Origin of the sequence: Bradyrhizobium sp. 17 (genome assembly GCF_023073515.1) — a bacterium.
Taxonomy (GTDB): Bacteria; Pseudomonadota; Alphaproteobacteria; order Rhizobiales; family Xanthobacteraceae; genus Bradyrhizobium; species Bradyrhizobium canariense_D.
Map to the genome: position 1 here is coordinate 273,551 of NZ_JADPJQ010000124.1, position 14,008 is coordinate 287,558.

Sequence of the window (14,008 nt, forward strand, 5' to 3'; positions counted from 1 at the left end):
TACAGTTTACTTAATTTTGGGGGGAACGCGCACCGGGGATCGGGTAAGATGCGCTTTACTGGATGGTGCAATAATGCTCTCCCGCAGCTGCGGGTTCCAGGTTTGAACCAGGCATTTTGATTTCAGGATCCGGGAGTTGTTCCCTATGCCCCGCGTTCTCATCATCGACGACCAGAAGGACGTCCGTGCGATGGTCGCGATCGTGCTGCGCGTCAACCGTTATGAGGTCGTTGAGGCCGACAGCGGCGCAGCCGGGGTGAAAGCCTTCACCGAGGTCGGCTTCGACGCGGCAATCGTGGACATTTTCCTCGGCGATACCAGTGGCGTCGAGGTCATCACGACCCTGCGCGAGCTTGCACCGAGCCTCCCGGTCGTTGCCGTGTCGGGGATGACGGCGCTGGACTTCATGGAACAATCGCCCCACCTCGCCAGCGTGGTCTGCCTGCAAAAGCCGTTTCGGCCGAACGATCTTCTTCAAGCGCTGAGGAAGGCCCAAGCCGCGGTGGACGGCGCGATACAAGCAGCAGTCTGATCCTAACGCAGGAAGAAACGCCCCGGGCGAGCCGGGGCGCGATGATGATTGGAGGAGGCCTTCAGGCCCCGGCAAGCGTGCTTAGGTGCCGTTGCCGCTGATCGCGGCGTAGCCGCCCTTGGCGTCCCATTTGTAGACGACGTAGTCGAGCTGCTTGATATCGCCCTTGGAGTCATACTCGATCGGCCCGATCACGGTATCCCACTTGCCGGCCTTGATGGCTGCCATGACCTTCTTGGCGTCGGTGGTGCCGGCCTTCTTGGCCGCCTCCGACCAGACCTGCATCGCTGCGTAGGTGTAGAGCGTGTAGCCCTCGGGGTCGATGTTCTTGGCCTTGAAGGCTTCGACGATCTTCTTCGCGGTCGGCTTGTTGCGCGGATCGGGGCCGAAGGTGAACAGCGTGCCTTCGCCGGCCGGGCCGGTGATGGAGGCGTATTCCTTGTCGGCGAGTGCGTCGCCGGCCATCAGCACGGTCTTCAGGCCCTGGTCGCGCATCTGGCGCAGGAGAAGGCCGCTCTCTTGATGGTAGCCCCCGACATAGACGAGATCGATGTTGTCGCGCTTCAGCCGCGAGACGATCGCGTTGAAGTCCTTGTCGCCCTTGTTGTAGGACTCGTACATCTTCTCGGTGACGCCGGCCTTGTTGAGCGCCTTCTTGGTCTCGTCCGCAAGACCCTTGCCGTAGGTGGTCTTGTCGTTGAGGATGGCGATGTTCTTGCCCTTGTAGTTCTTGGCGATGAACTGGGCGGCGACCAGGCCCTGCTGGTCGTCGCGGCCGCAGACGCGCGCCACGTTCCACAGTCCGCTATCGGTGAACTTCGGATTGGTGGAGGCGGGAGTAATCTGGAGCACGTTGCCGTCGGCATAGGCTTCCGACGCGGGGATCGACGAGGACGAGCAATAATGCCCGGCCACGAACGGAATTTTCGCGCCGGCGATCTTCTCGGCGATCGAGCGCGCCTGTTTCGGATCGCAGGCGTCGTCCTCGACGGACAACGCGAGCTTCTTGCCGTTGACGCCGCCGGCGGCGTTGATATCGGCTACGGCCATCTCGGCGCCGTTCTTCATCTGGCGGCCGAAGGCGGACTCGCCGCCGGTCATCGGACCTGCGACTGCGACGGTGACATCCTGCGCGAATGCCGCGCTCGACAGCGCGATCGATGCGCCGAATGCCAGACCGATGAGCTTCAGTGATTTCATGAGATACCTCGAGGGTGGTCGCCTGTGGAAGTTACCGGGCATGCCCGGTTCAAACCGGCGCCATTCTTGAATGAATTCGAGGAGAAGTCACCGGCAAAATACGGGCATTGGCAGAGATATCGCCAAATTCGGCCGCACGGGTTCGGCTTGGGCGGCCTCAGCCGTGCCGGCCGCCTTCCAGGTAGGCGGCGCGAATCTCGGGGCGCTGCAACAACTCGGCACCGGTCCCGGCCAGGGTGATCAGGCCATTGACCATGACATAGCCGCGATGGGCGAGCTTGAGCGCGTGATTGGCGTTCTGCTCGACGATCAGCACGGTCAGGCCGTCCTGCCGGTTCAGAGTGCGGATCGCATCGAAAATCTGGCGCGCGATCAGCGGCGCCAGACCGAGCGAGGGCTCATCAAGCAGGAGCAGGCGAGGGCGGCTCATCAAAGCGCGGCCGATGGCCAGCATCTGCTGCTCGCCGCCAGACAGGGTTCCCCCGCGCTGGCCGTAGCGTTCCTTCAGCCGCGGAAACAGCGTGAACACGCGTTGTAGCGTCACCTCGCGTTCGGCGTCGGTGCATTCGGTGGCGTCCGCCCCCATCTGGAGATTTTCCGCCACGCTCATGCGCGGGAAGATGCGGCGGCCTTCCGGCGATTGCGCGATGCGCAAATGCGCGATCTCGTGGGTGGGCACTTCGGTGATGTCGCGGCCTTCGTACAGGATCCGGCCGGCGCGGGCGCGGGGCTTGCCGAAGATCGTCATCATCAGCGTCGATTTGCCGGCGCCGTTGGCGCCGATCAGCGCCACGATCTCGCCGGCATTGATCTCGAGGTCAACGCCCTTCAGCGCCTCGATCTTGCCGTAGGCAGCGCGAAGGCCGCGGATCGCGAGCAGGGCAGTGGGCGACGTCACGACCCGCTCTCCATCACGGCCGCCGCCTCTTCCTCATCGGTGCCGAGATAGGCGGCGATCACCTTCGGATCGTCGCGAACCTCGCGCGGGGAGCCTTCAGAGATCTTCACACCGTGGTCCATCACCACGATATGGTCGGAGATCTCCATCACCACGGACATGTCGTGCTCGATCAGCAGGATCGAGGTGCCGAGCTCGTTGCGGATCGACAGCAGCAGCTCGCTCAGGGCGGCGCTCTCGCGCGCATTGAGGCCGGCGGCGGGTTCGTCCAGGCACAAGAGCGCGGGCTCGGTGCACATCGCGCGCGCGATCTCGAGTCGTCGCTGGTCGCCATAGGCAAAATTACCGGCGGCATCGTCGGCGCGATCGAGCAAATTGACGCGCTTGAGCCAGTCGGTGGCGAGATCGATCGCGCGCTTCTCGGCTTCGCGGTAGACGGGCGCGCCAATGAGCCCGAGCAAGGTGAAGCCGGAGGCGCGCATCAGTGCGTTGTGCTGCGCCACCATCAGGTTTTCCAGCGCCGTCATGCCGGGAAACAGGCGGATGTTCTGGAAGGTGCGGGCCACCTTGGCCTGCTTGGCGATGCGGAAATCGTTCAGCCGCTCCAGCGCGATCACCTTGCCGTCGTCATGGCCGAGGCGGATGGCGCCGCCGCTCGGCTTGTAGAACCCGGTGATGCAGTTGAAGACCGTCGTCTTACCGGCACCGTTGGGTCCGATCAGCGCGGTGATCTTCTTCCGCTCGGCGGCAAACGACAGGTCCTGCACCGCGACGATGCCGCCGAAGCGCATGGTGAGCCGGTCGACCTCGAGAATCTGGTCGCGGCTCATCCGTGCCCCTCCTTGACGAGGTCGGATGAGATCGCGTGGGCCTTGGTCAGATACACGGTCGGCGCGCGATGGCCGATCAGGCCGCGCGGCCGCCAGATCATGATCAGCACCATGGCCATGCCGAACACCAGCATGCGATAGCTCTCGAGGCTCCGGAACAGTTCGAAACCACCGATCATGGCGAGCGCTGCGAGCGCCACGCCAAGCTGCGAGCCCATGCCGCCGAGCACGACGATGGCGAGCACCAGCGCCGATTCCTGGAAGGTGAAGGATTCCGGGCTGATGAAGCCCTGGCGGGTCGCGAAGAACGCCCCGGCAAAGCCGCCGAACATCGCACCGGTCGCGAATGCCGTGAGCTTCGTCGTGGTGGTGTTGATGCCGAGCGCGCGGCAGGCGACCTCGTCCTCGCGCAGGGCTTCCCAGGCACGGCCGATCGGCAGGCGGCGCAGCCGGATCGTCACCCAGTTGGTGAGCAGCGCGAGCGCCAGGATCAGGTAGAACAGGAAGACGATGCGATGGGTCGGAGAATATTCGATGCCGAGCCTGGCGGCGAGCCCGTTGTCGCTGTTGTCGAGCGGGATGCCGAAGAAGGAGGGGCGGGGAATGCTGGAGACGCCGTTGGGCCCGCCGGTCAGATCCTGCCAATTGATGATGACGAGGCGGATGATCTCGCCGAAGGCGAGCGTCACGATCGCGAGGTAGTCGCCGCGCAGGCGCAGCACGGGGAAGCCGAGCAGCACGCCCCAGAATGCGGCGAGGACGCCCGCTAGCGGCAGGCAGATCCAGAATGACCAGCCGAAATTGGTCGCAAGCAGCGCGTAGGAATAGGCGCCGACCGCATAGAAAGCGACATAGCCGAGATCGAGCAGGCCAGCCAGCCCGACCACGACATTCAACCCCCAGCCCAGCATCACATAGGTGAGCACGAGGATGGCGAGATCTAGGATGTAGCGCTGGTCATAGAAGATCACAGGCACCAGCAGGGTGAAGATCAGCAGCGCCGGTGCGAGATAGCGGCCGAGGAACGACATTCCGCTCTGCACCGCCGGCGGCACCAGCTTCTCGGCGCCGGTCGGACCGATCCATTGCTTGAGCAGCTCGAGCACGATCGAGCCGCCGAATACCGCGGCGACGAGGGAGGCGACCTCGCCGAAGCGCGTCCAATAGGTGAGCTGGCCGTCGGAACCGGCTTCGGTGCGGACGCCCACCATCAGCGAGAACAGCACCAGCGCGATCAGTGCGTTGACGCAGGCGGTCTTCAGGAGAGCGGGGATGCCCGATGCGGTTTTGGCCGTATTGATCGAGGGAGCTTTCACGCGCGCGACCGTCAGACTTTTTCGACTTCGGGACGGCCGAGCAGGCCGGTCGGCATGAAGATCAGCACGACGATCAGGATCGAGAACGCGGCGACATCCTTGTATTCGACCGAGAAATAGGCCGACCAGAACGTCTCGATCAGCCCGATCGCGAGCCCCCCGAGCATGGCGCCGGGCAGCGAGCCGATGCCGCCGAGTACGGCCGCGGTGAAAGCCTTGATGCCGGCGACGAAGCCCATGAAGAAATCGACCAGGCCGTAATAGAGCAGGTACATCAGGCCGGCCACTGCGGCGAGCGCAGCGCCGATCACGAAGGTCATGGAGATGGTGCGGTCGACGTTGACGCCGAGCAGCGCCGCCATCGTCTGGTCCTGCTCGCAGGCGCGCATGTCGCGCCCGAGCCGTGTGCGCGACACCAGCCAGGTGAAGATTGCCAGCAGCACGATGGTGGTGATGACCACCACGATCTGGATATTGGAGAGCTGAATGACGAAGCCATCAGCGCTCTCGTGCAGCGTATAGCCGCCGGTGATCACTGGCGGCACTGGCTTCACCCGCGCGCCTTGCGCCACCTGCGAATAGTTGGTCAGCACGAACGACATGCCGATCGCCGACAGCATCGGCGCGAGGCGGAAGGAGTGGCGCAGCGGACGGTAGGCGATGCGCTCGATGGTCCAGCCATACAGGGCGGTGATCGCCATCGAGACCAGGATCACGATCAAAAGGATCACCGGGACCGCAGTCAGGCCCGTCGAGACCAGGAGAAGGAAGGTGATCAGGGCGATGAAGCCGCCGATCATGAAGACATCGCCATGGGCGAAGTTGATCATCCCGACGATGCCGTAGACCATCGTGTAGCCGATCGCGATCAGCCCGTAGATCGAGCCGAGCACGAGGCCGTTGATGAGCTGCTGGGCGAAATAATCCATAGGCTGCCGTACCCAAATCTGACGCGGCTCAAAGGGAGCTCTTCGAGAGAGAGTGCTGGTTTCTTCTCGGGCCCCGGCAGCCCTTAAGCATTCTCGTTTTGTAACAGGAGGGAACTGGCGGCTGCAACCGGCCTCGCCTCCGCATCAAGGCTTTTACAGAGATCATTTGGCGCTCCGGTTCCCCCGCAATGGGCGGAACCGGCTCCGCCAGCGCCATCGGATGCCTGTCGGGAGGCAGTTAAGGTAAACAAAGGGTTTAAATTGCCGCCACAGTCTGATGCGAGTTAGCTCCCGGCAGAGCCTTTCATCGAAGGCGCGGGCCAAACGAAGCGGGAAGCGGCATGTTCGGAAACTGGCGGATCGGTTCGATCAACGGCGCACTTCTGGCGGCCTATTTCATCCCGACCTGGACCCTCGTTGCCTTCAACATCATGGTGGCGCCGGTGCACGGCCTCTATGAGCGGCCGAGCGTCGCAGTCGCTCTTTTCCTCAGCGACCATCTCCAGATGGCGGGGATGGACACGGTGCGCGCCGCCTGGCTGCTGGCGGTGGGGCGCTTAACGGTGGTGGCGTTCTTTGCGATCTACCTTGCGCTGCTCTGCATCCCCCGTATCCGCAAGAACGGCGGCAGCGACGAAGCGCTCGGCATTGCGCTTGCGATCGGCAGCCTGATCTCGTTTGCGAGCATGATCATGGCCTCGAAGGTCGGCGAGATGGCCGCGCTGCGGCTGCACGCCACCGAACTTCTGCTCTTGCTGGGTGCCGCCATCGTGGTGGTGATCGAGCGGCCCGCGGCGGCGCCCAAGATCGTTCAGAAGCCCGTCGAGGCCACCCCGCCGCTAGGTCTTGAGCAGGCCGAGCTCCTGCACAATCGCTGAGGCTTCCTTGACGGCGTGGTTCGCCGCCGGCACGCCGCAATAGATCGCCTGCTGCAGCAGGATTTCCTTGATGTCGTTGGGCGTGAAGCCACCCTCGGCGAGGGCGGCGCGCACATGCAGGCGGAATTCATCCCATTGCCCAAGCGCAACCATGGTGCCGATCACCAGCACCCGCCGCGTGCGCTCGTCGAAATGCGGCCGCGTCCAGATCTCGCCCCAGGCGTAGCGCGTGATCATGTCCTGGAAATCGGTGTTGAATGCATTGCGACCCGCGATCGACTTGTCGACCCAGGCATTGCCCAGCACTTTTCGGCGCACGTTCATACCGGCATCGCGGCGTTTCTGGTCGTCCATGCTGTTTCCTCCTTCGTCATTGCGAGGAGCGAAGCGACGAAGCAATCCAGTCTCTCACGGCAGACGGATTTCTGGTTGCATCGCTGTGCTCCCAACGACGGTTGTGGCTAGCGTTGCGTCAAAAAGCCCACGACCGCGTCGGTGAATGCGTGCGGCTGCTCGACATTGGAAATGTGGGCGGCGTCAATGATGGTCATGCTCGCGCCGGGAATGCTTGAGCGGATCAATTCACCCGCCGAAATCGGCGTCGCCATGTCGTGGCGGCCGGCGATCACCAGTGTCGGGTTCTTGATGTTCGGCAGCAACGCGCGCTGGTCGAGCGTCGACAGCGCTTCGCAGCAGGCGAGATAGCCTTCGAGCGGCGAGGCCAGCAGCATCTCCTTCATCTTGGCGGTGATGTCGGGCGCGCGCTCGCGGAAATCCTGGGTGAGCCAGCCGGCGATGACGGCGTCGGCGACGGCGGCGATGCCGCCCTTCTTCACCGCGTCAATGCGCTCGAGCCATTTGGTCGGCTCGGCGTAGTAGCAGGAGGTGTTGGCGAGGATGAGCTTACCGAAGCGCTCCGGCGCGTTCGCGCCGAGCCATTGCCCAACCATGCCGCCCATCGACAGGCCGCACCAGTGCACTTTTTCGATATTGAGGTCGTCCAGGATGGCGAGCACGTCGCGGCCGAAGCGCTCCATGGTGTAGGGGCCGGGCGGAACGTTGGACTTGCCGTGGCCGCGGCGGTCGTAGCGGATGACGCGGAATATCTGCGTCAGTGCCTTCATCTGCGGCTCCCACATCTGCAGCGTGCAGCCGAGCGAGTTCGAGAGCATCAGCGTCGGCCCGCCGTCGCGGCCCTCGACGGAGACGTTGATCAGGCAACCGTCGGCATCGATCATGGGCATGCGGGCGTCTCCGTTTTATTTGCGCGCAGGACTGCTTTATTCGCGTTCGAGGCTGTCGAGCAGGCGGTCGATCAGGGCTTGGGAAGCGCCTTGATAGGCCATCGGCTCGAGCAACGCCGCAATTTTTTCCGGCGAAAGATGCGCAGTGACATGCGAATCGGCTGCGAGCACCTCGCGCAGATGCTTCTTCTCGGCGACCGCGCGCTTGCTCGCGGCCTCGATCAGATGATGCGCATCGCTCTTGCCGATCGTCTCCGCCAGCGCAAAGGTAACCGCTTCCGCCATGATCAGCCCGTGCGTCGCATCGAGATTGCTGCGCATGCGCGCGGCATTGACATCGAGACCCTCGGCGATGTCGACGATGGCGGCAAGCGCGCCGGAGGTGACCAGCATCAATTGCGGCAGCGTCGGCCATTCCGCGTGCCAGGGACCGGCGCTGCGTTCGTGGTCCTGCACCTGTGCGGCAAAAATCGTCGCTGCGAGCTGAGGCGCCATGGTCGCGCAGCCGAGCGCGCTTGCGGCTGCCACCGGGTTGCGCTTGTGCGGCATGGTCGAGGAGCCGCCGCGGCCTTCCCCGGCGGGCTCGAACGCCTCTGCGACGTCGGTCTGCATCAGCAGCGAGACGTCGCGCGCGATCTTGCCGCAGCTTCCGGCGAGAATCGCGAAGGCTGATGCGGCTTCCGCGATGCGGTCACGGTGGGTGTGCCAGGGGGCTTCTGGCAATGGCAGGTTCAGCTCCTGCGCCAGCCGTTCTGAAACGACGAGCCCCTTGTCGCCAAGTGCCGCAAGCGTGCCGGCCGCGCCGCCGAATTGCAGTGCGAGGCCCTCGCGGCGCAGCCGCCTGAGGCGGCAGCGGGCGCGGGCAAGGCTTGCGGCATATTCGGCGGCCTTCAGTCCGAACGGCATCGGCAGGGCGTGCTGGAGCCAGGTTCGCGCCACCATTACCGTGTTGCGGTGATTGCGCGCCAGTGCGGCAAAGCCCTTGATGGCGCTGCTGAGATCGGCGTCCAATGCATCGATGCCGGCGCGAAGCGTGAGCATGGTCGCGCTGTCGATGACGTCCTGGCTGGTCGCGCCCCAATGCACGTAGCGTGCGGCCTCGGCGTCGCCCTTGCCGACATTGGCGGTCAGAGTCTTGACCAGGGGGATCGCGAGATTGCCGGATCGAGTCGCGGCCTCGGCCAGCGCAGCCATGTCAAAGGTATCGGCCTTGCACGCGGCTTCGATCGGGCCCACCGCGGACGCGGGAATCACACCCGTGGCCGCCTCGGCTCGGGCGAGGGCTGCCTCGAAATCGAGCATGTTCTGAAGGGTCGACCGGTCGTCGCAGACCGCGCGCATGGCCACGCTCGACAGCATCGGCGCGAGCAGGGGGGAGAGGGATGTGCTCATATTGTGCGGGACCTAACCACCATGACCCGCCTGTGCCAATCCCAAACCGGCGGCGCAAGCTTTTTGCAGTTGCGAATATGCATTGCACGTGACCGAGGGCCACCCTTTCTTTTGCCGCCTCCGTGCGGTACTTGAGCTGCATTATAGTTGCGCGATCCAAGTTCGGTATCCCGGGAGGCACCCAATGGCCATGACGATGAACGGCGAAGTCCAGCTTGCGGCGCCGCGCGAGGCCGTGTGGGCCAAGCTCAACGATGCCGAGGTGCTGAAGGCCTGCATCCCCGGCTGCGAGGAGCTGGAGAAGACCGACGATGGCGGCTTTCGCGCGACGGCGAAAATGAAGGTCGGTCCGGTGTCGGCGCGCTTCAAGGGCAAGGTCACACTGTCCGATCTCGACCCGCCGAACGGCTACAAGATCTCCGGCGAAGGCGAGGGCGGGGTGGCCGGCTTCGCCAAGGGTGGCGCCGTGGTCAAGCTTGCGGAGAAGGACGGCGGCACGCTTTTGTCCTACGAGGTCGAGGCGCAGATCGGCGGCAAGTTGGCGCAGCTCGGCCAGCGCCTGATCAACGGCGCCGCCAAGAAACTGGCCGACGAATTTTTCGCGAACTTCGCCAAGGCGGTACAGGGCTGAAGGCCAACACCTCAAGCATTGCGCCTTTCGGCATATCGCGTTTTGTCATGGCGCCTTGCATTCCCGGTGATGTTGCCCCGGGGCATAATGGCCCATATGATGGGTTGGAATAATTATAAGAACCGCTTCGACGGGACCCGTCGGGGCGCTGATAGAGAGTGTTTATGGCAAAAATCTCCCTCATCGTGAACGGCAATCCTGTCACGGCCAACGTCGATCCCCGCACCCTGCTGGTGCAGTTCCTGCGCGAGAATCTGCGGCTCACCGGCACCCATGTCGGCTGCGACACCTCGCAGTGCGGCGCTTGCGTCGTGCATCTGGACGGCAAGGCCGTGAAGTCCTGCACCACGCTCGCCGTGATGGCCGATGGCCACGAGGTCAAGACGATCGAGGGCCTGGCCGCCGACGGCGCGCCGCTGCATCCGATGCAGGAGGCCTTCCGCGAACACCATGGCCTGCAGTGCGGCTTCTGCACGCCCGGCATGATCATGACCGCGATCGACATCGTCCATCGCAAGGGCAACGAGCTCGACGACCACACCATCCGCGAGGAGCTGGAAGGCAATCTCTGCCGCTGCACCGGCTACCAGAACATCGTCACCTCGATCTCCGCCGGCGCCAAGGCGATGGCGAAATCCGATCTCGCGTAAACCTCGCGCGCACTCTGCGATCAGGACATTCAGATGTACGATTTCAAATACCATCGCCCCGGGACCATTCGGCAGGCCGCCAACCTCCTGGTGAAGAACGAAGATGCCAAGGTGATCGCCGGCGGCCACACGCTGATTCCCGTCATGAAGCAGCGCCTCGCCAGCCCGCCGCATCTGGTCGACCTCTCCCATATCGATGGGCTCAACACGATCGAGATGAAGGGCCGCGCGCTCGTGATCGGTGCCACCGCCAGGCATGCCGAGGTCGCAAGCTCCGCCATCGTCGGCGAGGCGATCCCGGCGCTCGCGAACCTGGCCGGCCAGATCGGCGATCCCGCCGTGCGCCACAAGGGCACGATCGGCGGCTCGCTCGCCAACAACGACCCGACAGCGGACTATCCGGCTGCCGTGCTTGCGCTCGGCGCCACCATCGTCACCAACAAGCGCCGCCTCAAGGCGGAGGAGTTTTTCCAGGGCCTGTTCACGACGGCGCTCGAAGCCGACGAGATCATCACCAAGGTGATGTTCCCGCTGCCGAAGAAGGCGGCCTATATCAAGTTCCGCAACCAGGCCTCGCGTTACGCGCTGGTCGGCGTGTTCGTGGCGCGGCGTCCCTCCGACGTGCGGGTCGCGGTCACCGGCGCCGGCTCCGAAGGCGTGTTCCGTGTCACCGCATTCGAGGAAGCTTTGAAGAAGCGCTTCGCCGCGAAGGCGCTTGACGGCATCGAGGTGCCGGCGGACGGCCTCAACAGCGACATCCATGGCAGCGCCGAATACCGCGCGCATCTTATCGGCGTGCTGACGCGGCGCGCCCTCGACGCCGCCAACGCCAAGGAGTGAGTGATCCTCACGCCTCGGCCCAAACTTGTCCCCGGTGAGGGCGTAGCGAGACTGGCTTTTTCATGACCTCAGCGGCCAATACGTCCGGTGCCAATACTTCAGTTGTATTGCCGGCATCGGTCGATTCGATGCTCGAACTCCTGACGTCGCGCGGCTATCTCGCCGAGCGATCGCTGGCCACGGTGACCTATCTGTCGCTGCGCATGGGCCGGCCGCTATTTCTGGAAGGCGAAGCCGGCGTCGGCAAGACCGAGATCGCAAAAGTGCTGTCGGCGGCCTTGGGGCGGAAGCTGATCCGCCTGCAGTGTTACGAAGGCCTCGACGTTTCCTCGGCGGTCTACGAATGGAATAGCGCCGCGCAGATGATCGCGATCCGGATGGCGGAAGCCGCCGGCGACACCGATCGCGATCAGCTCTCCTCCGATATCTTCGCCGACCGCTACATGATCAAGCGGCCGCTGCTGCAGGCGCTGGAGCCCGACGTTGCGGGACCGCCGGTGCTCTTGATCGACGAGCTCGACCGCGCCGACGAGGCGTTCGAGGCATATCTGCTCGAAATCCTCAGCGACTTCCAGGTGACGATTCCCGAATTCGGCACCGTGAAGGCGCCGCATCCGCCGATCGTGATCATCACCTCCAACCGCACCCGCGAAATCCACGACGCGCTGAAGCGGCGCTGTCTCTATCACTGGGTCGATTATCCCGATGCCGATCGTGAGCTCGCGATTGTCAAGTCGCGCGTGCCGGGCATCTCCGCGAAACTGTCGCAGCAGGTCGTGCGCTTCGTCCAGGCGCTACGCAATCAGGATTTCTACAAATCGCCGGGCGTTGCCGAGACCATCGACTGGGCCACTGCGCTGTCGGAGCTCGACGCCCGCTCGCTGACCCCGCAAGTGGTCGGCGACACGCTGGGCGCGCTGCTCAAATACCAGGACGACATCACGCGGATGCAGGGCGACACCTTGCAGAAGGTGCTGAAGGACGCGACGAGCGAGTAACTTGTCATTCCGGGGCGCGCGGGAGCGTGAACTCTGGTGCGCAATTGCGCACCTGAGAATCTCGCGCCACAATCTCTGGATTCCGGGTTCGTCGCTTCGCGACGCCCCGGAATGACGGAGCGAGGAAAGACCATGGCCATCAACCACCTTGCGCCTGAGCAGACCGAGCAGTTCGCCGACAACATCGTGGGCTTCGCCCGCGCGCTGCGTTCGGCCGGCATGCCGGTTGGGCCGGGTGCGGTCATCGATGCCATGAGCGCGCTTGAGGTGATCGACATCGGCCACCGCGCCGACGTCTTCACCACCCTGGAGGCGATCTTCGTCAAGCGCCACGAGCATGCGCTGATCTTCAAACAGGCCTTCAACCTGTTCTTCCGGGCGTCGGAAGAGTGGAAGCACATGCTGGATTCGGTGCCGCTGCCGGAGCAGGCCAAGAAGAAGCCGCAGGCCGGCTCCCGCCGCGTCCAGGAGGCGATGTCGCAGCCGCGCATGACGGAGACGCCGCAGCACCAGGAGCAGGATTTGCGCCTGTCGGTCTCCGACAAGGAAATCCTTCAGAAGAAGGATTTCGCTCAGATGAGCGCGGCCGAGATCACCGAAGCGCTCCGCGCTGTCGAGCGGATGCGGCTGCCGCAGGCCGAGCTATTGACGCGCCGGCACCGGCCTGATGCGCGCGGGCTTCGTCTTGATTTGCGCCGCACCTTACGCGCGTCCTTGCGCACCGGTGGCGACATCATCGACATCCATCGCCTCGGGCGGATCGAGAAACCGGCGCCGATCGTCGCGCTGCTCGACATCTCGGGTTCGATGAGCGAGTACACCCGCCTGTTCCTGCATTTCCTGCATGCCATAGGGGACGCGCGAAAACGTGTCTCGGTGTTCCTATTCGGCACTCGCCTCACCAACGTGACCCGGGCGCTGCGCCAGCGCGACCCCGACGAGGCGCTGGCGAGCTGCTCGGCCTCGGTCGAGGACTGGGCCGGCGGCACGCGGATCTCGGCCTCCCTGCACAATTTCAACAAATTGTGGGCGCGGCGCGTGCTGAGCCAGGGCGCCATCGTGCTGCTGATCTCCGACGGGCTGGAGCGGGAAGCCGATTCCAAGCTCGCCTTCGAGATGGACCGGCTGCACCGTTCCTGCCGGCGGCTGATCTGGCTCAACCCGCTGCTGCGGTTTGGCGGCTTCGAGGCCAAGGCCCAGGGCATCAAAATGATGCTGCCGCACGTTGACGAATTCCGTCCGGTACATAATTTGAGCTCGATCCAGGAGCTGATCACCACGCTCTCCCGGCCGCTGCCGCCGCATCACCGCAGCTTGATCCGCTCCGCAGCCTGAGAGGTAGCCATGCTCGATCGCGACGAGGATATTCTGAAGGCGGCGGAGGACTGGCAGAAGGCCGGCCGTGGCGTCGCGCTCGCCACCGTGGTCGAGACCTGGGGCTCGGCACCGCGTCCGGCGGGCTCGAGCCTAGTCATCAACGACGAGGGCACGTTCCTGGGGTCCGTCTCCGGCGGCTGCGTCGAGGGCGCCGTGGTCACGGAGGCCATGGATGTGATCCAGAGCGGCAAGCCCAGGATGCTGGAGTTTGGGGTTGCCGACGAGACTGCCTGGAATGTCGGGCTGTCCTGCGGCGGCACCATCCGCGTCTTCGTCGAGAAAGTCGGCTAGCC

General features: G+C 64.3%; 16 protein-coding genes. 8 read left to right on the forward strand and 8 right to left on the reverse strand.

What is annotated here, in order from left to right:
* The first annotated feature begins 145 nt into the window (after positions 1 to 145).
* Positions 146 to 532 carry a response regulator gene (locus IVB13_RS31405; protein WP_018455572.1) on the forward strand — a complete coding sequence of 129 codons (387 nt, stop codon included), beginning with the start codon at positions 146 to 148 and terminating at the stop codon, positions 530 to 532.
* A gap of 81 nt (positions 533 to 613) precedes the next feature.
* Here the strand turns inward: IVB13_RS31405 and IVB13_RS31410 are convergent, their stop codons facing one another.
* The 5 genes from IVB13_RS31410 to IVB13_RS31430 all read right to left on the reverse strand — a co-directional run bounded on the left by IVB13_RS31410 (position 614) and on the right by IVB13_RS31430 (position 5,705).
* Positions 614 to 1,732: a branched-chain amino acid ABC transporter substrate-binding protein gene (locus IVB13_RS31410; protein WP_018455573.1), complete on the reverse strand. Its 1,119-nt coding sequence runs from the start codon at positions 1,730 to 1,732 to the stop codon at positions 614 to 616.
* Between the two features lie 157 nt (positions 1,733 to 1,889).
* On the reverse strand, positions 1,890 to 2,630 hold the full coding sequence (locus IVB13_RS31415) for an ABC transporter ATP-binding protein (protein WP_247453058.1): 741 nt from the start codon (positions 2,628 to 2,630) through the stop codon (positions 1,890 to 1,892).
* Positions 2,627 to 3,460, reverse strand: coding sequence for an ATP-binding cassette domain-containing protein (locus tag IVB13_RS31420; protein WP_247453057.1), 834 nt, complete (start codon positions 3,458 to 3,460; stop codon positions 2,627 to 2,629). The genes IVB13_RS31415 and IVB13_RS31420 overlap by 4 nt, the downstream gene beginning before the upstream one ends.
* Positions 3,457 to 4,776, reverse strand: a complete 1,320-nt coding sequence (gene livM, locus IVB13_RS31425) for a high-affinity branched-chain amino acid ABC transporter permease LivM (RefSeq protein WP_018455576.1) — start codon at positions 4,774 to 4,776, stop codon at positions 3,457 to 3,459. The genes IVB13_RS31420 and livM overlap by 4 nt, the downstream gene beginning before the upstream one ends.
* Before the next feature lie 11 nt (positions 4,777 to 4,787).
* Positions 4,788 to 5,705, reverse strand: a complete 918-nt coding sequence (locus IVB13_RS31430; protein WP_018455577.1) for a branched-chain amino acid ABC transporter permease — start codon at positions 5,703 to 5,705, stop codon at positions 4,788 to 4,790.
* Positions 5,706 to 6,046: 341 nt separating this feature from the next.
* Between IVB13_RS31430 and IVB13_RS31435 the strand changes: the two genes are divergently transcribed.
* The gene (locus tag IVB13_RS31435; protein WP_247491218.1) at positions 6,047 to 6,583 is read left to right on the forward strand and encodes a hypothetical protein; all 537 of its coding nucleotides are present in this window, start codon (positions 6,047 to 6,049) and stop codon (positions 6,581 to 6,583) included.
* On the opposite strand, the gene IVB13_RS31440 is transcribed toward IVB13_RS31435, so the two are convergent.
* The 3 genes from IVB13_RS31440 to IVB13_RS31450 all read right to left on the reverse strand — a co-directional run bounded on the left by IVB13_RS31440 (position 6,545) and on the right by IVB13_RS31450 (position 9,219).
* Positions 6,545 to 6,937: a carboxymuconolactone decarboxylase family protein gene (locus IVB13_RS31440; protein WP_085351059.1), complete on the reverse strand. Its 393-nt coding sequence runs from the start codon at positions 6,935 to 6,937 to the stop codon at positions 6,545 to 6,547. The two genes, IVB13_RS31435 and IVB13_RS31440, sit on opposite strands and share 39 nt — an antisense overlap.
* A gap of 107 nt (positions 6,938 to 7,044) precedes the next feature.
* Positions 7,045 to 7,827: a 3-oxoadipate enol-lactonase gene (pcaD, locus tag IVB13_RS31445; protein WP_247440535.1), complete on the reverse strand. Its 783-nt coding sequence runs from the start codon at positions 7,825 to 7,827 to the stop codon at positions 7,045 to 7,047.
* A gap of 36 nt (positions 7,828 to 7,863) precedes the next feature.
* Complete coding sequence (locus IVB13_RS31450) at positions 7,864 to 9,219, reverse strand: 3-carboxy-cis,cis-muconate cycloisomerase (protein WP_247491220.1); 1,356 nt, start codon at positions 9,217 to 9,219, stop codon at positions 7,864 to 7,866.
* 184 nt (positions 9,220 to 9,403) lie between these two features.
* Between IVB13_RS31450 and IVB13_RS31455 the strand changes: the two genes are divergently transcribed.
* From IVB13_RS31455 to IVB13_RS31480, 6 genes are all read left to right on the forward strand, one after another.
* Positions 9,404 to 9,850: a carbon monoxide dehydrogenase subunit G gene (locus IVB13_RS31455; RefSeq protein WP_018455582.1), complete on the forward strand. Its 447-nt coding sequence runs from the start codon at positions 9,404 to 9,406 to the stop codon at positions 9,848 to 9,850.
* A 164-nt stretch (positions 9,851 to 10,014) separates the two neighbouring features.
* The gene (locus IVB13_RS31460; protein WP_007602418.1) at positions 10,015 to 10,500 is read left to right on the forward strand and encodes a (2Fe-2S)-binding protein; all 486 of its coding nucleotides are present in this window, start codon (positions 10,015 to 10,017) and stop codon (positions 10,498 to 10,500) included.
* A gap of 33 nt (positions 10,501 to 10,533) precedes the next feature.
* Positions 10,534 to 11,340, forward strand: a complete 807-nt coding sequence (locus tag IVB13_RS31465; RefSeq protein WP_247491222.1) for a xanthine dehydrogenase family protein subunit M — start codon at positions 10,534 to 10,536, stop codon at positions 11,338 to 11,340.
* 62 nt (positions 11,341 to 11,402) lie between these two features.
* On the forward strand, positions 11,403 to 12,338 hold the full coding sequence (locus tag IVB13_RS31470) for a MoxR family ATPase (RefSeq protein ID WP_026232979.1): 936 nt from the start codon (positions 11,403 to 11,405) through the stop codon (positions 12,336 to 12,338).
* Positions 12,339 to 12,470: 132 nt separating this feature from the next.
* Entirely contained in the window at positions 12,471 to 13,673 is a 1,203-nt protein-coding gene (locus IVB13_RS31475) for a VWA domain-containing protein (protein ID WP_085361694.1), read from the forward strand.
* A 9-nt stretch (positions 13,674 to 13,682) separates the two neighbouring features.
* Positions 13,683 to 14,006 carry an XdhC family protein gene (locus IVB13_RS31480; RefSeq protein ID WP_007602422.1) on the forward strand — a complete coding sequence of 108 codons (324 nt, stop codon included), beginning with the start codon at positions 13,683 to 13,685 and terminating at the stop codon, positions 14,004 to 14,006.
* Positions 14,007 to 14,008: the final 2 nt, after the last annotated feature.